Here is a 19,786-nt window from a genome sequence, read left to right as displayed (position 1 = left end):
GCGCAGTTCAACGATGGACTTGCCCAGCCTGAAGGGCGCGGCAAAGCTGACAAGGCACAATGCGATGATCTGCAACACCAGAATATGCGCATTGGCCTGCAGGTATTCCCATTCGTCTTTCAGTTTGCCAACCTGTTCAACCAGATCATCATAGCTTTGGGCCAGGATCATATAGTCCCCGGCAATAGCGGGCACCTTGCGGCGCATGTTGTCGATGGCGGCCTGCGTTGCGTTGTCCAGCGTCGTGAAGACCAGAAACTGGTCGATATCGAACGCGTCCGCCTTGGCCGCCATGGCACGCATGTCGTCCTTTTCGTCTTTCGCCTGTCGGCCGAACAGAAATTGCAGCCCTTGCAGCGGGGCGACTTCATTGGTCACCGCGATGAACAGGGGCAGGTCCGCGTTGCTGGCGGTTGAGGCGGAAAGAAACTCGACCTTTTCGCACAAAACGGCCGTGTCCGGGTCATAGGCGGGATCACAGAACCTCAGACGGAACCGCGCGGCGTCGCGATCGAAGGCCAGTGTAGCGGCATAGGCCACGTCTATCTGCCGGTCCAGCCGCGAACTGTCCGAGGTGTAAAGCCCCGCAAGCACAGCCACCAACGCACCGATACCGCCCAGCACGACCCAGACCAGATCGGCCAGCTTCCATGCCCGGTGACCGGCCGGTTTGCGAAACAGAAATGCGGTGCCGATCGATCCGATCAGGAAAAACAGGATCAGCAGCGGCAACTGGTTTTCGGTCACAAACGTCATGGCCCCAAAGTGACCGTCCGCCCGCGCGCTGGCAACACTCCTCACGGGCAGTTGTAGCTTTCTTACGGAGAAACACCTTAGGAGCCGGAACTTTGGCCAAATTTCCGGAACAGCTTGGTCCGGTCAAACGCCTGTTCCAGTTCGTCCGTGCGTTCCTTGACCGAATCCCACAGGCGTTCCTGTACTTCGGCGATGACGCATTCCATCAGCATCAAAATGGCCGCCATCGAATCCCACGCAGAAGGAACAGCGATGCGCGCGGCGAAGGTGTGTTTGGCCAGTCGGTGAATGGGCGAGCGCCACTGATCGGTGAACAGCACGATTTCCGCGGCGCGTTCGTGGCACAACTGACCGATCAGCAGGGTAGAGTTCTCGTAGCGGCGCACATCCAAAGCGATCAACACGTCATCCTTGCGGACATCCAGCAGGTCGTGGGTCCACGAGGCGGCGAAAGGCAGCAGGCGCACATCCGGGCGGATCATCTGCAAGTGCAGGTACAGGTATTGCGCCAATGTGCCGGTGATGCGCCCGCCCGTTATGAAAATGCGCCGGTCGGGATCGCATAGCAGGTTGCAGAAACTGTCAAATTCGGCCGGATCAACTTCGTCTATCGTGCGTTTCTGGTTGGCGAGTGTCTGCTGGGAATAGCGGTTCAGGATGTGTCCTTCGGGCAGATCGTTTTGCCATAGGTCGCGTTTGGCGACAGGCCCCGAAATCATTTCTTTGACTTCGCCGCGCAGGGCGGCCTGAAACTGGGGATACCCGCCAAAGCCGGTTTTTTGCAGCATGCGCGCCACGGTCGTCGTGGAAACCGAGGCCGTGCTGGCCAGTTCGGTAATACTGCCAAGGCCCGCCATGGGGTAGTCATCCAGCAAAACGCTGACCAGTTGCCGTTCGGAAGGGGTCATCTTTTCCCGGTGCGCCAGCAGCCTGTCCGTTACCCGCACTCAAGCGTCCTCCTGCTTTGGTTTCCTGCGCAGTGTGAATAATTTTTCAGCGTGATCAAGTGTGGTGAGATTTGTACAGGAAAATTATTGACAGGTGAATGTCTCGTGTGGAAATTTTTCCGCAGGGAGAATTCTTGGAATCGCAGGGCTGAAACTTGGATTTTGGAACGGTTGTTCACACGGATACGGCGGACGGCATGCCTTCGGTGGTGCTGGTGTGCGAACACGCGTCCAGACGGATACCGGAGTATCTGGGGGATATGGGGCTGACGCCTGAAGCGCGGAACAGCCATATAGCCTGGGATCCGGGGGCCCTTGCCGTCGCAAAGCTGATGGCGGCGCGTCTGTCTGCGCCATTGGTCTATGGCGGCGTTTCGCGATTGGTCTACGACTGCAACCGCCCGCCCGAAGCCGCGGGCGCGATGCCTGTCAAAAGTGAAAACTACGCCATCCCTGCCAACGCAGCGTTATCACCAGAGGAACGCAAGTCCCGGATCGATGGCATCTACCAGCCCTTTTCGCAGGCGCTTTCGGCTCAGATCGACCGGCATCGGTCCTCGCTTGAGCTGATGGTCACGATGCACAGTTTCACGCCGGTCTACCATGGCCAGAAGCGAGAGGTTGAACTGGGTCTGCTGCATGGGCGGGACGACAGGTTCGCGCAGGCGATGATGGCAACGGCCCCTGCCGAACTGCCATTCATCACGCGATTGAACGAACCCTATTCGGCCGTGGACGGGGTGGCGCATACGCTGGATACTCAGGCGCTGCCCAACGGGTTGCTGAACGTCATGATCGAGCTGCGCAACGATCTGATCCGCACGCCCGCTCAGCAGATCGCCGCAGCCAAATGTCTTGTGCCCTGGATCAGCAGGACGCTGGCCGGATTTCAGGAAAGGAAAGCGGTGTGATCAGGGCGATGGCGTCATATGTGCGGGTCGTCGATGCGGTCAACTACAGGATCGGCCGGGTGATGATGTGGGGGCTGTTCGCGATGATGGGGATCCTGTTGTGGTCCTCGATCTCGAAAACGTTCTTCCTGCCATCGCTCTGGACGCTGGAAATGGCGCAGTTCGCGATGGTCACCTATTACATCATGGGCGGGCCGTATTCGATCCAGCTGGGCTCGAATGTGCGGATGGATCTGTTCTATCACAACTGGAGCCCACGTAGAAAAGCCTGGTTCGACGCCTTCACCGTCATTTTGCTGATCCTGTATCTGGGTGTTCTGCTCTATGGCGGGCTGGGGTCCACAGCCTATAGCCTCGGGTATTGGGGCGACGCGCCACTGTCCTATTTCACCGGCCTATTGACCGGCAGTGAAGAGATCGGACGTCTGGAACGCTCATCCACCGCATGGCGCCCGTATATCTGGCCGATCAAGGCGATCATGGTGCTCGGCTTTTTCCTGATGCTTTTGCAGGCAATTTCGGAATTCTTCAAAGACATAGCCCGGATCAACGGGCAGGAAATCGGGGTCCAGCGGGCATGAGCCAGGAGTTTATCGCCATCTTCATGTTCGCGCTGATGATGCTGATGCTGTTCACCGGGCAGCGCGTCTTTGGCGCCATTGGAGCTGTGGCAACCATTGCCGCGTTGGCGCTGTGGGGCACAGGCGGGCAAGACATCCCGTTCTCGGCCGCCATGAAGCTGATGAAATGGTATCCGCTGCTAACCCTGCCGATGTTCATCTTCATGGGCTATGTGCTGTCTGAAAGCCGGCTGGCCGATGACCTTTACCGGATGTTCCACGTCTGGATGGGCCCGGTGAACGGGGGGCTGGCAATTGGCACCATTGGTTTGATGGTGCTGGTCTCGGCCATGAACGGGCTGAGTGTCGCGGGCATGGCCATCGGCGCGACCATTGCACTGCCCGAATTGTTGCGGCGCGGGTACGACAAGACCATGGTGACCGGGGTCATTCAGGCAGGATCTAGCCTGGGTATTCTCGTGCCGCCCTCGGTGGTTCTGGTGCTTTATGCGATGATCGCGCGGCAGCCGGTCGGTCAGCTTTGGCTGGCTGGCATTCTTCCGGGTCTGCTGATGGCCGGTCTGTTCATCCTGTACATCTGGATTCGCTGCCGCATTCAGCCCGAACTGGGCCCTGCGATGAAAGACGCGCATGAGGTGCCGCGGGCCGAGAAAATCCGCTTGCTGGGGGCGGGTGCCCTGCCGCTGATTATCTTTGCCGCGATGATGGTGCCATTTGTGAACGGATGGACCTCGCTGGTGGAAAGTTCTGCCATCGGGGCGCTGACCGCGCTGGTCGTTTCGGTCGTCAAACGTCGCATGACGTGGAAGATTTTCGAAGACTGCACCAAGCAGACGATGGCGATTTCCTGCATGTTCATGTGGATCATCCTTGCCGCGCTGGGCTTTGGGGCCGTGTTCGACGGCTTGGGCGCGGTGAAGGCGATTGAGAATCTGTTCACCGAACAGCTGGGCCTTTCGCCCTGGATGATCCTGATCCTGATGCAACTGAGCTTTATCGTCATGGGCACGTTTCTGGACGACACGGCGATGCTGGTCATTGTGGCGCCGCTTTACGTGCCGCTGGTCGGGGCGCTGGGCTTTGATCTGATCTGGTACGGCGTGCTGTATACGATCACCACGCAGATAGCCTATATGACGCCGCCCTTTGGTTACAACCTGTTCCTGATGCGCGCGATGGCCCCGCCCGAGATCAGGCTGAAGGACATCTACCGCTCGATCATTCCGTTTGTCGGCGTGATGGTGTTGGCGCTGATCATTATTATGGTGTTCCCGGAAATCGCGCTTTGGTTGCCCGGCTATGTCTATGGAAATTAACAAGAATGCCTTTCGAATGGGCACGAGTAACTTCAACGGAGAGGAAATTGACATGACGACAAGACGTAAGTTTCTGAAAACGGCCGGGGTAGGTGTGGCCGCTGCGCCTCTGGCCACGCCGGCTCTGGCGCAAAGCACGATCACCTGGCGGATGCAGACCTATGCAGGACCCGCGTTGGCCGAGCATGTGATCGACCCCGCCATCAAGATGTTCAACCAGATTGCGGGCGACCGCATGCAAATCGAACTGTTCTATGCCGATCAGCTGGTTCCCACCGGTGAATTGTTCCGCGCCATGCAGAAAGGCACTATCGACGCGGTTCAGTCGGATGATGACTCGATGGCGTCGCCCACCGAGGTCACTGTATTCGGCGGGTATTTCCCGTTTGCCTCGCGCTATTCGCTGGATGTGCCGGTTCTGTTCAACCAGTACGGCCTGAACGAAATCTGGGACGAGGAATATTCCAAGGTCGGTGTGAAACACATCTCGGCCGGGGCGTGGGACCCGTGCCACTTTGCCACCAAGGACCCGATCAACAGCCTGGCCGATCTTCAGGGCAAACGCGTCTTTACCTTCCCGACGGCGGGCCGGTTCCTGTCGCAATTCGGCGTTGTTCCGGTCACCCTGCCGTGGGAAGACATCGAGGTCGCGGTTCAGACCGGCGAGCTGGACGGCATTGCATGGTCGGGCATCACCGAGGATTACACCGTCGGTTGGGCGGATGTGACCAACTACTTCCTGACCAACAACATCTCGGGCGCGTGGGCCGGGTCGTTCTTCGCCAATATGGACCGCTGGAACGAACTGCCCGAAGACCTGCAAACCCTGTTCCGCGTCTGCTGTGACCAGTCGCATTACTATCGCCAGTGGTGGTACTGGGGCGGCGAAGCCAGCCTGCGGGTCAACGGGACCAAGATGCAGCTGACTTCGATCCCGGATGAAGAATGGGCAACTGTCGAAGCCGCGGCAGTCGCGTTCTGGGACGAGATCGCGGCCGAGTCCGAGACCAAGGCGAAGGTTGTCGAAATCTTCAAGCAATATAATGCCGACATGCTCAAGGCCGGGCGGCCTTATCGCTACGGCTAAGAACCTCAGCCCCGGCGCGCGGTATCTGCCCTGCGCCGGGATTGGACAAACGGAACCGACAATTCGTATGCTGACATCTGTTTTTAAACCAAAATCAAGGCCCCCGGTGCGCTGCGGCGTGATCCGGAGCGGCGAGGTGTAAGCAGATGGCCATTGCAGGTTTTTTGATCGAGATTTTTGCAGCGACCATGTTGCTGCTGTTTGCCGTGCGGCTGGTAAGAACCGGGATCGAACGGCGTTTTGGCGCGCTGTTCCAGTCGATCCTGACGCGCCATTCGAACGGTTTTCTTGCTGGCGGGGCCGGAATGGTGCTGGCCACGATCCTTCAAAGCTCGGCCGCAGTTGCCGTCTTGCTGACCGGATTTGCCGCGGCGGGCATGGTGAGCTTTGGTATCGCACTGGCCGGTGTGCTGGGCGCCGATCTTGGCTCGGCGCTGATCATTCAGGTTCTGTCCTATGATCTGGGCTGGCTGCAACCGGTGCTGCTTGCGCTGGGCGGGTGGCTGTACCTCAAGTCCGACCGGGCCAATGTGCGGTTGATGGGACGGATCATTCTGGGTATCGCCTTCATTCTGATCTCACTTCAGTTCCTGCGCGACGCGGTCGAGCCAATCCGCGAAAGCGCGTTTCTTCCGGCCATCGCCGGTTACTTGGAAAGCGACTATTTCAGCGCTTTCATCGTGGGGGCGGTGCTGGCGTTCGTCATGCACAGCTCGGTTGCGACGATCCTGATGTGCGTGACGCTGGTGCAGATCGGAGCGATCCCGTTTGCGGCCGGATTGTCACTGGTGCTGGGAGCCAATCTGGGTTCGGCCTTTATCCCGATCTGGCTGACGCGTGACCTGACGGTTTCGTCCCGCCGCATTCCGATGGCCAACCTGCTGTTGCGGGGCAGTGCCGCGCTTGTGGTGCTGATTGCGGTCAACGTGAACGGCGCGCAAGGCGCGCTGATGATCACCGGGGCAGGGCAGTCGCTGATCCTTGCACATATCGGGTTCAACCTGGCTGTGTTCCTGCTGGCCACGGGCTTTGTCAACCGGCTGGAGCGGCCGATGGCCCTGTTGCTGCCTGAACCCGAGGTGGAAAAAAAGGCGATGGATCAGTTCTCGGACGCGCTCAGCCCGCTGAGCGATCCCAGCGCGTCGGGGGCAAATGTGGCAATGTCCTCGGTGCGCCACGAATTGCTGCAGATGGTCACCCAGGTCGAGCGGATGTTCCGCCCGGTGCTGGACATTTACGAACAGGACGACAGCGACGCGATCTCGGCCCTGTGGCAGCAGGATGAGCGGGTCAATGCGCAACTGACTGAAATTCGCCGTTTTGTCGCGCGCATGCCACGCCAGAACATGACCAAGGCGCAGATCAAGGCGGCGCGCGGGTTGGTGGAATACGCCATCCGACTGGAGGCCGCGGGCGATGTGGTATCGAACCGCATGACCCGCACCGCTCAGATCAAGCACACGGAGCGCACCGAGTTTTCCGCCCAGGGGTGGAAAGAGCTGAAGGATTTGCACGGTGCGATACTGGAGAGCTTCTCGCTGGCCCGCCACGTGCTGCTGGTGGACGACATGGACTGCGCCCGCCGGCTGGTGCTGGACAAGGCCGAGGTCAAGCGCATGTCGCGAAACAGTCGCAAGGCGCATCTGAAGCGGCTGGAGCGGGGACAGACCGAAAGCTTCCGCTCCAGCGATCTGCATCTTGAAACGCTGCGCGCCATGCGGGACCTGCACGGCCATGTCGCCGCCATCGCCTATCCGATCCTCTACAAGAGCGGGCAGGTGCTGGAGACGCGTCTGGTCATGGAAATGGAAAAGGACGCGTCCGAAGATTGAGGGCCGTCAACTGGGAAAAGAGGCTGGGGTCTCTGAGTGTGACAAAGGATTGACAGATGGGCGATGAACCACGTTTGGCCGATTTGAAGGCCAGGGTCGAAGCGGGCGAGGTGGACACCGTTCTGGTCTGCATGGTGGACATGCAGGGGCGGTTGATGGGCAAGCGTTTCCACGCGGGTCACTTCGTGGCCGGCGCGTGGGAGGAAACGCATTGCTGCAACTACCTTCTGGCCACCGACCTTGAGATGGGCACACCGGACGGTTATGCGGCGACCAGTTGGGAAAGGGGCTATGGCGATTATGTCATGAAGCCGGATCTGGACACGTTACGCCCGGTGCCCTGGCTGGAAGGCACGGTGATGGTGATGTGCGATGTGCTGGATCACCATACGCACGAGGAAGTGCCCCACGCGCCCCGGTCGATCCTGAAGAAGCAGGTCGCCCGTCTGAAAGCCATGGGGTATGACGCGATGACGGCCACCGAACTGGAATTTTTCCTGTTCGAGAAGAGCTTTGATCAGATCCGCAAGGAAGGGTTCCGCAATCTGGAACCGATCTCGGGCTATAACGAAGACTACCACATCCTGCAGACCACCAAGGAAGAACATGTGATGCGCCCGATCCGCAATCATCTGTGGAATGCGGGTATCCCGGTCGAGAATTCGAAGGGCGAGGCTGAGACCGGACAGGAAGAGCTGAACATCAAATACGCATCTGCGATGGAGACGGCCGAGTATCACTCGATCGCCAAGAATGCGGTGAAAGAGATCGCGTGGCAGCATGGCCACGCCGCGACATTCCTGCCGAAATGGCATCATGACAAGGTCGGCAGTTCCAGCCATGTGCACCAGTCGCTGTGGGCGGATGGCAAGCCTGTGTTCTTTGATGCAGAGGACGAGCTGGGCATGTCGGCGCTGATGAAAAGCTATATGGCAGGTCTGCTGAAATACGCCGCCGACTACACATATTTCATGGCCCCTTACATCAACAGCTACAAGCGGTTCATGAAGGGCACATTTGCACCGACACGGATTATCTGGTCGGTAGACAACCGCACCGCCGGCTTCCGTCTGTGCGGCGATGGAACCAAGGCCGTTCGGGTCGAATGCCGGATTCCGGGCTCGGATATGAACCCTTATCTTGCGATGGCCGGAATGCTGGCAGCCGGGATCGCGGGGATCGAAGAGGGGTTGGAGTTGCAACCTCCTACCAAGGGCGATGTGTATCAGGGTGAGACCGGGATGATCCCGGGCAACTTACGTGCAGCGCGGGATGCACTGCATGGTTCGGCCATGTTGCGATCGGCCATGGGGGATGAGGTGGTTGATCACTATTCACGTGCGGCCGAGGTCGAGATCGAGGAATTCGAGCGCGTCGTAACTGATTGGGAAATTGCCCGCGGGTTCGAGCGGGCGTGAGGTCGGATCAGGCTGGGGGCTCTGCCCCCAGACCCCCGAGGTATTTTTTGGCCAGATGAAGCAGGGATCCTGTTTCTTTCGGAAATGGAGTGACTATGGGGCAGATGTTGAAATGTGTCTCACCGATTGACGGGTCGGTATATGCGGAGCGGGACGTGCTGTCGCGGGACGCGGCTTTTGCGGCGGCTGAGCGTGCACGGGCGGCGCTGGTGGACTGGGCGGCACGGCCACTGCAGGAACGCATCGGTCTTGTGATGGCAGGTGTCGCTGCCGTGGGCGCAATGAATGATGAGATCGTACCCGAACTCGCGCATATGATGGGGCGTCCGGTGCGCTATGGCGGGGAGTTCGGCGGGTTCAACGAGCGCGCCGCCTATATGGCCGAGATTGCTGAGACGTCTCTGGCCGATATTGCCGTGGGCGAGGATGAGATGTTCAGGCGCTACATCAAACGCATCCCGCATGGGGTCGTGTTTGTCGTGGCACCCTGGAATTACCCTTATATGACGGCGATCAACACGGTGGCGCCGGCGCTGATCGCGGGCAATACTGTGATGCTGAAACACGCCACACAGACCCTTCTGGTCGGTGAGCGTTTGGCGCAGGCCTTTCAAGCAGCAGGGGTGCCCGAGGATGTGTTCCAGAACGTTTTCCTGAGTCACGACGTGACCAGTGACCTGATCGCGGGCAACGCGTTTGATTTCGTGAACTTCACCGGCTCGGTCGGCGGCGGCCGGGCGATGGAGCGCGCGGCGGCGGGCACTTTTACCGGCGTGGGCACCGAATTGGGCGGCAAGGATCCGGGTTATGTCATGGAGGATGCCGATCTGGATGCCGCCGTCGACACGTTGATCGACGGGGCGATGTTCAACTCGGGGCAGTGTTGCTGTGGGATCGAACGGATTTACGTGCATGAGAGCCTTTATGACGATTTCGTCGCCAAGGCGGTTGAGATTTTGAAGGGTTACAAGCTGGGCGACCCGCTGGACGCCGAAACGACGATTGGCCCGATGGCCAATGTGCGTTTTGCCGACGAGGTGCGCGCGCAGATTGCCGAGGCGGTCGCGTCCGGGGCGGTGGCCCATATCGACACCTTTGCCGAAGATGACGGAGGGGCCTATCTGACCCCCCAAATCCTCACCAACGTCACCCATGACATGCGGGTGATGCGGGAGGAAAGCTTTGGCCCGGTGGTGGGCATCATGAAAGTGTCCTCGGACGAGGAAGCCATCGCGTTGATGAATGACAGCGAGTTTGGCCTGACCGCCAGCCTCTGGACCCGGGACGTGGATCGCGCCGCGCGGGTGGGTGACGCCATCGAAACCGGCACCGTGTTCATGAACCGCGCCGACTATCTGGACCCGGGCCTGTGCTGGACCGGCTGCAAGAATACCGGGCGCGGCGGCGGGCTGTCCGTGATCGGCTACCACAACCTGACACGTCCCAAATCCTATCACCTGAAAAAGGTCACCGGCTGAGGGCGATCTGCCTGCCCCGGAAAGACCCCCTCGCCGGGGCAGGCCACAATTACAAAGGAATCTCTGACATGACACTTGTTGGAAACTGGTCCTATCCGACCGCAATCAAATTCGGTGCCGGGCGCATCAGGGAACTGCCCGAGGCCTGCGCGGCGGCCGGGATGAAGAGGCCGCTGCTGGTCACGGACAAGGGGCTGGCCAATCTGCCGATCACAGCGTCGACGCTGGATATCATGGAGGCTGCGGGTCTGGGGCGCGGCCTGTTTGCGGATGTGGACCCGAACCCCAACGAAAAGAACCTCGACGCCGGGGTTGCGGCCTATAACGCGGGCGGCCATGACGGGGTGATTGCCTTTGGCGGCGGCTCGGGGCTGGATCTGGGCAAGATGGTCGCCTTCATGGCCGGTCAGACGCGCCCCGTCTGGGATTTCGAGGATATCGGCGATTGGTGGACCCGCGCGGATGCCGATGCCATCGCGCCGATCATCGCGGTGCCAACCACCGCCGGAACGGGCTCTGAGGTGGGCCGCGCCAGTGTCATCACCAACTCTGAAACGCACGCCAAGAAGATCATCTTCCATCCCAAGGTATTGCCGACCGTGGTGATTTGTGACCCTGAACTGACCGTGGGCATGCCCGGTTTCATCACGGCGGGCACAGGTCTGGACGCGTTCGCGCATTGCGTCGAGGCGTTTTCCAGCCCGCATTACCACCCGATGTCTCAGGGCATCGCGCTGGAGGGAATGCGGCTGGTCAAGGATTACCTGCCGCGCGCCTTTGCTGACGACACCGATATCGAAGCCCGCGCCCAGATGATGAGCGCGGCGGCGATGGGCGCAACCGCCTTCCAGAAAGGCCTCGGCGCGATCCACGCGATGAGCCACCCCATCGGCGCGGTGTTCAACACCCATCACGGAACCACCAACGCGGTCTGCATGCCCGCCGTGCTGGAGTTCAACGCGCCGGTCATCGCCGACCGCTTCCGAACCGCCGCTGCCTATCTGGGCATCGACGGAGGGTTCAACGGCTTCCGCGAATTTGTGCAGGAATTCAATGACAGCCTTGGTATCCCACGCAGGCTGGCTGATCTGGGTGTGACCGAGGCGTCGATCCCCGAACTGGTGCAGGGGGCGATCATCGACCCGTCCTGCGGCGGCAACCCGATAGAACTGACCGAGGATAACCTGACCGGGTTGTTCAAGGCGGCGCTGTAAGGGCCTTGCCCAAACGCTCCCTCACCTCTCATACTGATCAGAGGTGAGGGAGATTTTCATGACCAAAGAGATTGTTCTGATCCACGGTGCGTTTGCCGGTCCGTGGTGTATGCAGGATTACGCGGCGTTCTTCCGCGACCGGGGCTGGACGGTCCATACGCCGGCGTTGCGCTATCATGGCGGCGACCCCCGGGCTGACCCCGATCCAGGCCTTACCGATACCAGCGTTCTGGATTACGTCGATGACATTGCCGCATATGTGCAGGTGCTGGACAGCAAACCTGTCATTCTGGGCCACGCCATCGCCGGGGTCGTCGCGCAGCAGGTGGCGTCGCGCGGGCTGGCCAGCGCGATTGTCCTGATCAACCCCAACGCGCCGTGGGGCACCTTGCCCGAAACCGATGACGAACGCGCCGTGCCGCGCGCGTTGATGGAGGGCGGGGCCTTCTGGAAACAGCCCATGCGCGTCGATTTCGACCTGATGGCCCCCTTTGCGCTGAACAAGATGCCCGAGGCACAGCAGCATGAGGTGTTCGATCGGCTTGGTGCTGAGAGCGGGCGGGTGATGTTCGAGATGTTCTTCTGGATGTTCGACGACCACCACGCGATGAAGGTGGATATCGACAAGGTCGATTGCCCGGTGCTGATCGTATCCGGCACCGAGGACCGGGCCGTGAACCCAAATACCTGCCGCGCGCTGGCTGAGCTTTATGGAGACCGCGCGACGTTTTTGGCTGCCGAGAACCACGCGCATTTTCTGTTCATGGAGCCAGGGTGGGAGGGTCCAGCGGGGCAGATTGCGGAGTGGTTGGACGGGGTCACTGTGGTGCCGGGCTGAAGCCCGGTCTGCGGGTTGCGGGATCGTCCCGCACTATCCACCCAATGCTTGATGCTTTGCATCAAGCACGCGCCCGACCCGCTCCCATGGGCGGGCGCGAGGATTGTGTAGAGGTAGGATGGGTGTTTATACCCATTTCGAAACGGGCAATTTGATGGGTATGGACACCGATCCTATTCTTACTGTGCAGCTAGAGTCCAACGGACTCCATCGAAGTGTGCATTGGAGTGACCTCGGTGCGAAATAGTTTAAAAACCTGAATTTTGGTTTTGCCCAATTGATTGTCGGAAATTAACGTGAGTTCGTGCTTGCGTTCGAAGTCTTCTTCAGAAGTATCCACGTCAAAATCGACGTGAAACACTACAGTTTCTCCGTCGGACAGCGCACGGAATTCCGTTGGATAAACTTTCTCTAGGTTAGGTGATATGCTCAAGACTACACGAGCAGCAGGTTTTCCGATGTTCGTAATCTTATAATTGTATTGCCTTCTTCGGCCGGTTGTTGACCCTCCGTTTTGAGACACAACCAAGTGAGGCATTTCTGCTTCTTGCCGGACAAACGAGTTTTCTTTGAAAGCGGCTTCATCGATCTCTAGTTGACGTTGTGTAACTCCGACCATTGCTTTTTGCTGTTCTACAGAATTCTTCAGTTCCTCCGCTTGCAGCTTTAATGCTTCGACACTCGCCCTAAGCTCTTTCCCTTGCTGAAAAAAACCCAAAACCAGCCAAAAAATAGCCAGCGGACCAAATGCGCCCGCAAGGAAATCGCCGATCTCATTTAGCTCTAATGGCTTAGACTCGACAAAACCAAAAACTGCGGCCGCTGGAATTCCACCAATCAAAAAGACCAAGTAAATCCAAGTTGCCTTCAAACCAAGCTCGCTTAACGAAGAGCTTGAGAGTTTTTCAGCCATCAAACATCCAACTCCTCCACAAACCGCGCGTTCTCCTGAATGTACTGGAACCGCAGTTCGGGTTTTTTGCCCATCAGGCGCTCGACAAGGTCACCGGTTTCGCCGGGTTCGTCCTCGTCTATGGTGACGCGGATCAGTTTGCGCGAGGCCGGGTCCATTGTGGTCTCTTTCAGGTCCTTGGCGTCCATCTCGCCCAGACCTTTGAAGCGCGAGACGTCGATCTTGCCCTTGCCGCCCAGACCTTTCTCAAGCCATTCGTCGCGCTCGGCCTCGTCCAGACAATAGACGCGTTTGGCGCCCTGGGTCAGGCGATAGAGGGGCGGGCAGGCGAGGTACAGGTGGCCCGCGTCGATCATGGGCCGCATCTGGGTGAAGAAGAATGTCATCAGCAGCGAGGCGATATGCGCCCCGTCCACATCCGCGTCGGTCATGATGATGACCTTGTCATAGCGCAGGTCGTCCACATTGAACTTGGTGCCAAGCCCCACACCCAGCGCCTGGGTCAGGTCGTTGATCTCGGCATTCGTACCCAGCTTGGAACTGGCCGCGCCCAACACGTTCAGGATTTTGCCGCGCAGGGGCAGCAGGGCCTGCGTTTTACGGTCGCGACCCATTTTTGCAGAACCGCCCGCCGAGTCGCCCTCGACGATGAATAATTCCGTGCCATCGCGTGTTGAACTACTACAGTCCACCAACTTGCCGGGGAGACGAAGTTTCTTAGTGGCGGACTTGCGTTGTGTTTCCTTCTCGGCCCGTCGGCGCAGGCGTTCCTCAGCCCGCAGGATGAGGAAGTCCAGTATCGCGCCGGCGGATTTCGTGTCCGCGGCCAGCCAGTTATCGAAATGGTCGCGGACCGAATTTTCCACCAGCCGTTGCGCCTCGACCGTCGCAAGACGGTCTTTGGTCTGGCCGACGAATTCCGGCTCACTGATGAAGCACGACACCAGCGCGCAGCCGCCGGTGATCAGATCGTCACGGGTGATCTGGCCGGCCTTCTTGTTGTTGATCAGTTCCCCATAGGCTTTGATGCCCTTGAGGACAGCGGCCCAGAACCCTGCCACATGGGTGCCGCCCTCGGGCGTGGGGACGGTGTTACAGTAGGACTGGATGAACCCGTCGCGCGAAGGCGTCCAGTTGATCGCCCATTCGACCTTGCCCGGCGTGCCGAATTTTTCATTGAAGTCCACGGTGCCGGCAAAAGGCTGTTCGGCATAGGTCGAGGAGCCGTTCATTGTCTCCTTCAGGTAATCCGACAGGCCGCCTGGGAAGTGAAAGCTGGCCTCGGTCGGCGTCTCACCATCGTCGATGGCGGACTTCCAGCGGATTTCCACGCCCGAAAACAGATAAGCCTTGGAGCGGATGGACTTGAACAGTCGCGCCGGTTTGAAGCGGTGATGGCCGAAGATTTCTTCGTCCGCGTGGAAGGTGACGGTGGTGCCGCGCCGGTTGGGGGCTGCGCCGACCTTTTGCACGGGACCCAGAGGGATACCGCGCGAGAACCGTTGTTCGAACAGCTGCTTGTCCCGCGCCACCTGTACGACCATCGAATCCGACAGCGCGTTGACCACGGATGCACCCACGCCGTGCAAGCCGCCCGAGGTCTGGTAAGCCTTGCCGGAGAATTTACCGCCTGCGTGCAGGGTGCAGAGGATGACCTCAAGCGCCGATTTGTCCGGGAACTTCGGGTGCGGGTCGATCGGGATACCGCGCCCGTTGTCGCGCACGGTCAGGGCGTAGTCAGAGTGCAGCTCGACCTCGATCCGGTTGGCGTGACCGGCGACCGCTTCGTCCATCGAGTTGTCGAGGATTTCGGCCACCATGTGGTGCAAGGCGCGCTCATCGGTGCCACCGATATACATGCCGGGGCGTTTGCGGACCGGTTCCAGACCTTCCAGCACCTCGATGGAAGAGGCGTCATAAGTAGTGGTCGCGCTGGGCGTCAACAGATCGTCGGGCATGGGTGCTGCTCTTGTTTTTAGGTTGGTCCCATTATGGCAGGTGATGTGGTCGGGGGGAAGAGGTCCCCGAGGTGTTGTGTGCGATTGGACGTCAGAATACCGGCCCCTTTCCGGAAGCCGCTGATCAGAAACCGGTTATTGAGGTTTTTCTGCCGTCAGGCGCGCGCCGCCAATTCGCCGCTGCTGAACGTCGTCAACAAATTGCGCGTACATCCGCAGGAATTCGTCGCCTTTGGACGGGTTGCCCGCGCGTTCGGCCTCGGCATCAAGCGCCCGGTACATGCTGAGGCGCCGTGCCAGGATGTCGCCCCATGAGGCCGTGACATCATCCGCGGAAACCACCCGAAAACCAGCCTGTTGCAGCCCGGTTTGATATTCGGGAATGCTGAGCATGGACTGGCAGGCTATTCCCTGACGATATTGTTCCATTTCCTCGTCCGACAGGCGTGTGTGCATCACCCAATCGGTAAAGGCAAAGCGCCCACCGGGGCGCAGGACGCGAAAAACCTCGCGCAGTGCCCGGGGTTTGTCCGGGATATGCAAAAAGGATTCCTGACTAACTGCAGCATCGAACCGGGCGTCGTCGAACGGCAGGGCCATTGCGCTGGCCAGAACCGGATGCACCTGATCCTGCAGCCCGACCAGTGAATTGAGTTCTTTCGCACCGTCGATGCGGTTGGGGCTGATATCGACACCGGTGACCTGAACACCGCGTTCGGTCGCGTACCACCGCGCCGGTCCGCAAAGGCCGGCGCAGACGTCCAGAACGTTGTCGCCGGGCTTCATCTGCGTGTTGTCCGCCAGCCGGGAATTTGCGTCCAGCCCGTCATAGTGGTCCTGATCGTAAGGGTAGAGCTCCTGTGCAGTAACACCGTCAAGGTTTCCCCTGCTGGCAGTCAGCTTGGTCAGGATATGCGGTGCCGAAATCGGGTGGCTGGCATACCATTCGGCGACAGTTTCTTCCGCCTTTTCCATCATTTACTCTCCCCCTTGAATTCCGGAACCTTATCCCGGCATGTTGGGATGATCCAGATTTGTCTCGAAGAATGACGGGATAAAAGTTTGGGTTGAACGTGATGCGCGCAGAACCATGGGGGCCAAATGAGCTGGATAAAAACCGTTCCGTTCGAACAAGCCACAGGCAGGCTGAAGAAACTTTATGAACGGGTGACCGGCCCGGGCAACAATGTAGACAACATAATGATGGTGCATTCGCTGCGGCCGCATTCGATGGAAGGTCACATGGCGCTGTATAAGAACGTGCTGCACCATTCGGCCAACGCCGTCCCCAAATGGTTTCTTGAGGTGCTGGGCGTCTGGGTCAGTTCCCTGAACCAATGCAGCTATTGTGTCGAACATCATTTCAGTGGATTGCAGCGGCTGCTGGACGATGCCGACCGGGGCTTTGCCATTCGCGCCGCGATCGAGGCCAGAACCCTGGAAACCGCGCCTCTGAATGCCGCGCAGATCAGTGCGATGAACTATGCTCGAAAGCTGACCGAAGCACCGGCCGAGATGGTACAGGCGGATATCGGGGCGCTCCGGGATGCCGGATGGGATGACGGCGAGATTCTGGAAATCAATCAGGTCTGTGCGTATTTCGCTTATGCGAACCGGACTGTTCTGGGCTTGGGATGTTCCACGGATGGCGACATTCTGGGCCTGTCACCAAACAATTCCGAGGACCCGGCGGATTGGGGACACAAATAGGCGCTAGCCTGTGTCCCAGTCCAGAATGGCGCGCGCAAGGGCCTCGGGCCTTTGGTGATGCAGCCAGTGGTCCGTGCCGGGAATTTCCATGCGGGTCAGGTCAGGGGCAAATTCCTCCAGCCCCTGTGTTGTCTCCGGTAGCAAGGCCTTGTCTTCGGGGCCCCATAACAGTAGGTGCGGGCAACGGACCATCAGCCGCTCGCGCGGCAGTTCGGGCAGGTCGGTTCGTGGTTCGCTTGGATTTGCCACCACCAAAGGCGAAGCGCGATACCAGTTCAGCATCGCTTCGAGGCGACCGGGTCTGGCCCACTCGGCGCGATATGTGCGCATGCGGCTCTCTGACAGCCAGTCGACGCCCATGCCATGCCGAAAAAATTGTTCGAGTTTGGCGAAATTGTCGGCGGAAAAATACGATGCGGCCTGTGGCGCACGCAAGGCGTTGATATATTGCGACGCTTCCGATTGCGCCCCGCCGGCGGCAAGGGCCCGCTGAAACGGCACCGGATGGACGCCATTGGCTATAATCAGACGCCTGACGAGATCAGGGCGGAACATAGCCAGGCCGTAGGCCACCGACGCCCCCCAGTCATGGCCCAGAACAGTCAGCGGGGCGCCCTTTTGTTCGGCCAGGGCCGCCATGTCGGTCACCAACTGGGACAAAGTGTACTTGCCGGTGCCTTCCGGTGCCCAGCTTTGCCCGTACCCGCGCTGATCCGGCGCGAGACAGTGGTAATGAGCCGACAGAAACGGAGCAAGATCGCCCCACGCGCCACCATATTCGGGAAACCCGTGCAACATCAGAAGCGGCGGCAGGTCCGGCCGCCCCCAGCTGCGCAGAAAGAAGGGATGGCCGTTCAGTTCGACGATGCTTGTGTCCATGGTCTGTTTGTATGTTCTCTTGTGGAATAAGCAACCTGCGGCGGGTCCAAGCCCGGTTTGGTTTGTGAAAGGTGGGCCTTCGAATGCCGGATGCCGGTCTCAATCTGAAATTTCTCAGATCGGCTCTTGTCCAAGCCTTTGGCCGGGCATATGGCTGATGCGATGAACAAGGTGATGACATATCGCGCCCATTTCCGGGCCATTGCAGTGCTGGGCCTGCCCTTGATCGGCGGGCATCTGGCGCAGTTTGCCATCGGTCTTACCGACACGATCATGCTGGGCTGGTACGGGGTCGAGGCCCTGGCCGCTGTCACGCTGGCCAGCAGTTTTTACTTCGTCCTGTTCCTGTTCGGGGGTGGTTTTGGTCTGGCAGTCATGCCGATGGTCGCAACCGCCGCCGCCGAAGAGGATGAAACCAGCATCCGCCGTTCGACGCGGATGGGGCTGTGGCTGTCGCTGCTTTACGGGATGCTGGTGATTCCTTTGCTCTGGTGGTCCTACCCGATCCTGATTGCCACGGATCAGGACCCGCAAGTTGCTGAAACCGCGTCGGAATACCTGCGGGTTGCCGGGTGGGGACTATTCCCGGCGCTGGTGGTCATGGTACTGAAATCCTATCTTGCGGCGCTGGAGCGGACACAGATCGTGCTGTGGATCACGGTCGCTGCGGCGGTGGTCAACGGGCTGACCAACTATGCGCTGATCTTCGGCAATTGGGGCGCGCCGGAACTCGGCGTGATGGGTGCGGCCATAGCCTCGGTTGTGACGCAGACCGTGTCTCTGATCGCGGTGATCGTCTACGCCGTGCGCGTCCTGCCGGAACACAACCTGTTCCAAAGGTTCTGGCGCCCGGATTGGGAGATGTTGTTCAGCGTCCTTCGGCTGGGTGTTCCCATCGGGTTGACCCTGTTGGCCGAAGTGTCACTGTTTGCGATGTCGGCTTTCATGATGGGGTGGATCGGTCAGGTGCCGCTGGCGGCGCATGGTATCGCTCTGAACCTGGCCTCGGCTACGTTCATGGTGCATCTGGGGCTGTCAAACGCGGCCACGATCCGCGCCGGGAACGCCCTTGGCCGCAAGGACAGACCGCATCTTGAAAAGGGTGCGATCGCGGTGACGGCGATGTCGCTGATTGTCTCGGTTTTCACGATTACCCTGTTCCTGACCTGCGCCGAGCCGCTGATCTCGATCTTTGTCGAACCCGACGATCCGCAGCGCCCCGAGATTCTGGCGATCGGTACCGGCTTGCTTGCCATGGCCGCCCTGTTCCAGCTTGTGGACGGGGCGCAGGTGATCGCGCTGGGCCTGTTGCGCGGGTTGCAGGATGCGAAAGTTCCTATGGTGATGGCCGGGCTCAGCTATTGGGTCGTGGGTATACCGGCCTCATATTACTTTGGATTTACGCAGGACCTCGGAGGGATCGGTATCTGGCTGGGCCTCGTGCTGGGTCTTGCCTGCGCAGCGGTCCTGTTGATGGCACGGTTCTGGCTGCGTTCGGTGCGCGCCATTGGGGTGCCCGCAGAATAGCCACCCGGCGGATCAGCCTTTGCCGAGGCGATCCGCCTTTTTGCGCACCAGAACCGTGCGCAGGTCGTGCATGGCCAGCAATAGCCGGTCGGTGATCTCTTCCAGCTGTTCGTCCGTCGCCTTGGATTGCGCCCAATGCGTGGTCAGGTTCAGATAATCGACCGCGCGATGAATGTCGTCGATATCGCGCTGCGCCAGCAGGGTCTTGCGTTCTTCCATCCAGCGGGTGATCGCCTCGCGATCAGAATCGCTCAGAACGCGCTGTCCCTGCGGTTTGACCTCGCCGTTTCGGATGTTGATCACCGCGATCTGATCCATTTCGATCCGGCGCTGGCGGTTCTCGGTGTCGATCCGGAACACAGCCGCACCGTTCTCGCGCACTCGGAAATAGTATTCGGGCAGTTCAGCGGTCATCAGAGGT

At 59.6% G+C, this 19,786-nt stretch carries 17 protein-coding genes and 1 pseudogene; 11 read left to right on the top strand and 7 right to left on the bottom strand.

Annotation, left to right across the window (positions count from 1 at the left end):
- Positions 1 to 756, bottom strand: a pseudogene (locus ACR0D8_RS09245) (hypothetical protein); the annotation flags it as partial.
- Positions 757 to 833: 77 nt separating this feature from the next.
- Positions 834 to 1,703 (bottom strand): MurR/RpiR family transcriptional regulator, encoded by an 870-nt coding sequence (locus ACR0D8_RS09240; protein WP_480645852.1) that lies wholly within the window; start codon positions 1,701 to 1,703, stop codon positions 834 to 836.
- A 155-nt stretch (positions 1,704 to 1,858) separates the two neighbouring features.
- Between ACR0D8_RS09240 and ACR0D8_RS09235 the strand changes: the two genes are divergently transcribed.
- From ACR0D8_RS09235 to ACR0D8_RS09195, 9 genes are all read left to right on the top strand, one after another.
- Positions 1,859 to 2,614 carry an N-formylglutamate amidohydrolase gene (locus tag ACR0D8_RS09235; protein WP_480645851.1) on the top strand — a complete coding sequence of 252 codons (756 nt, stop codon included), beginning with the start codon at positions 1,859 to 1,861 and terminating at the stop codon, positions 2,612 to 2,614.
- An 8-nt stretch (positions 2,615 to 2,622) separates the two neighbouring features.
- Complete coding sequence (locus tag ACR0D8_RS09230; RefSeq protein WP_480646400.1) at positions 2,623 to 3,195, top strand: TRAP transporter small permease subunit; 573 nt, start codon at positions 2,623 to 2,625, stop codon at positions 3,193 to 3,195.
- Positions 3,192 to 4,511: a TRAP transporter large permease gene (locus tag ACR0D8_RS09225; RefSeq protein WP_475162055.1), complete on the top strand. Its 1,320-nt coding sequence runs from the start codon at positions 3,192 to 3,194 to the stop codon at positions 4,509 to 4,511. The genes ACR0D8_RS09230 and ACR0D8_RS09225 overlap by 4 nt, the downstream gene beginning before the upstream one ends.
- Positions 4,512 to 4,563: 52 nt before the next feature.
- Positions 4,564 to 5,598, top strand: a complete 1,035-nt coding sequence (locus ACR0D8_RS09220) for a TRAP transporter substrate-binding protein (protein WP_475162053.1) — start codon at positions 4,564 to 4,566, stop codon at positions 5,596 to 5,598.
- A 146-nt stretch (positions 5,599 to 5,744) separates the two neighbouring features.
- Positions 5,745 to 7,430: a Na/Pi cotransporter family protein gene (locus tag ACR0D8_RS09215; RefSeq protein ID WP_480645850.1), complete on the top strand. Its 1,686-nt coding sequence runs from the start codon at positions 5,745 to 5,747 to the stop codon at positions 7,428 to 7,430.
- 56 nt (positions 7,431 to 7,486) lie between these two features.
- The gene (locus ACR0D8_RS09210) at positions 7,487 to 8,848 is read left to right on the top strand and encodes a glutamine synthetase family protein (protein ID WP_480645849.1); all 1,362 of its coding nucleotides are present in this window, start codon (positions 7,487 to 7,489) and stop codon (positions 8,846 to 8,848) included.
- Positions 8,849 to 8,943: 95 nt separating this feature from the next.
- Entirely contained in the window at positions 8,944 to 10,326 is a 1,383-nt protein-coding gene (locus ACR0D8_RS09205) for an aldehyde dehydrogenase family protein (RefSeq protein ID WP_480645848.1), read from the top strand.
- A gap of 68 nt (positions 10,327 to 10,394) precedes the next feature.
- On the top strand, positions 10,395 to 11,540 hold the full coding sequence (locus ACR0D8_RS09200) for an iron-containing alcohol dehydrogenase (RefSeq protein ID WP_480645847.1): 1,146 nt from the start codon (positions 10,395 to 10,397) through the stop codon (positions 11,538 to 11,540).
- A gap of 58 nt (positions 11,541 to 11,598) precedes the next feature.
- Positions 11,599 to 12,378, top strand: a complete 780-nt coding sequence (locus ACR0D8_RS09195) for an alpha/beta hydrolase (protein WP_480645846.1) — start codon at positions 11,599 to 11,601, stop codon at positions 12,376 to 12,378.
- A 190-nt stretch (positions 12,379 to 12,568) separates the two neighbouring features.
- On the opposite strand, the gene ACR0D8_RS09190 is transcribed toward ACR0D8_RS09195, so the two are convergent.
- The 3 genes from ACR0D8_RS09190 to ACR0D8_RS09180 all read right to left on the bottom strand — a co-directional run bounded on the left by ACR0D8_RS09190 (position 12,569) and on the right by ACR0D8_RS09180 (position 16,227).
- Positions 12,569 to 13,291, bottom strand: a complete 723-nt coding sequence (locus ACR0D8_RS09190) for a hypothetical protein (RefSeq protein WP_480645845.1) — start codon at positions 13,289 to 13,291, stop codon at positions 12,569 to 12,571.
- Positions 13,291 to 15,249 carry a DNA topoisomerase IV subunit B gene (gene parE / locus ACR0D8_RS09185; protein ID WP_480645844.1) on the bottom strand — a complete coding sequence of 653 codons (1,959 nt, stop codon included), beginning with the start codon at positions 15,247 to 15,249 and terminating at the stop codon, positions 13,291 to 13,293. The genes ACR0D8_RS09190 and parE overlap by 1 nt, the downstream gene beginning before the upstream one ends.
- Before the next feature lie 135 nt (positions 15,250 to 15,384).
- Entirely contained in the window at positions 15,385 to 16,227 is an 843-nt protein-coding gene (locus ACR0D8_RS09180) for a methyltransferase domain-containing protein (protein WP_480645843.1), read from the bottom strand.
- A gap of 123 nt (positions 16,228 to 16,350) precedes the next feature.
- Between ACR0D8_RS09180 and ACR0D8_RS09175 the strand changes: the two genes are divergently transcribed.
- On the top strand, positions 16,351 to 16,959 hold the full coding sequence (locus ACR0D8_RS09175; RefSeq protein ID WP_480645842.1) for a peroxidase-related enzyme: 609 nt from the start codon (positions 16,351 to 16,353) through the stop codon (positions 16,957 to 16,959).
- A 3-nt stretch (positions 16,960 to 16,962) separates the two neighbouring features.
- On the opposite strand, the gene ACR0D8_RS09170 is transcribed toward ACR0D8_RS09175, so the two are convergent.
- Entirely contained in the window at positions 16,963 to 17,838 is an 876-nt protein-coding gene (locus ACR0D8_RS09170) for an alpha/beta fold hydrolase (protein ID WP_480645841.1), read from the bottom strand.
- Positions 17,839 to 18,012: 174 nt separating this feature from the next.
- On the opposite strand from ACR0D8_RS09170, the gene ACR0D8_RS09165 reads away from it, so the two are divergent.
- Positions 18,013 to 19,365: an MATE family efflux transporter gene (locus ACR0D8_RS09165; protein ID WP_475163459.1), complete on the top strand. Its 1,353-nt coding sequence runs from the start codon at positions 18,013 to 18,015 to the stop codon at positions 19,363 to 19,365.
- A gap of 12 nt (positions 19,366 to 19,377) precedes the next feature.
- Here the strand turns inward: ACR0D8_RS09165 and ACR0D8_RS09160 are convergent, their stop codons facing one another.
- Positions 19,378 to 19,779: a hypothetical protein gene (locus ACR0D8_RS09160; RefSeq protein WP_480645840.1), complete on the bottom strand. Its 402-nt coding sequence runs from the start codon at positions 19,777 to 19,779 to the stop codon at positions 19,378 to 19,380.
- Positions 19,780 to 19,786 lie beyond the last annotated feature (7 nt).

The organism is Ruegeria sp. BG10 (genome assembly GCF_056538575.1).
The sequence above is the reverse complement of the archived record's forward strand: the minus strand, read 5'-3'. Positions and strand labels throughout refer to the sequence as shown.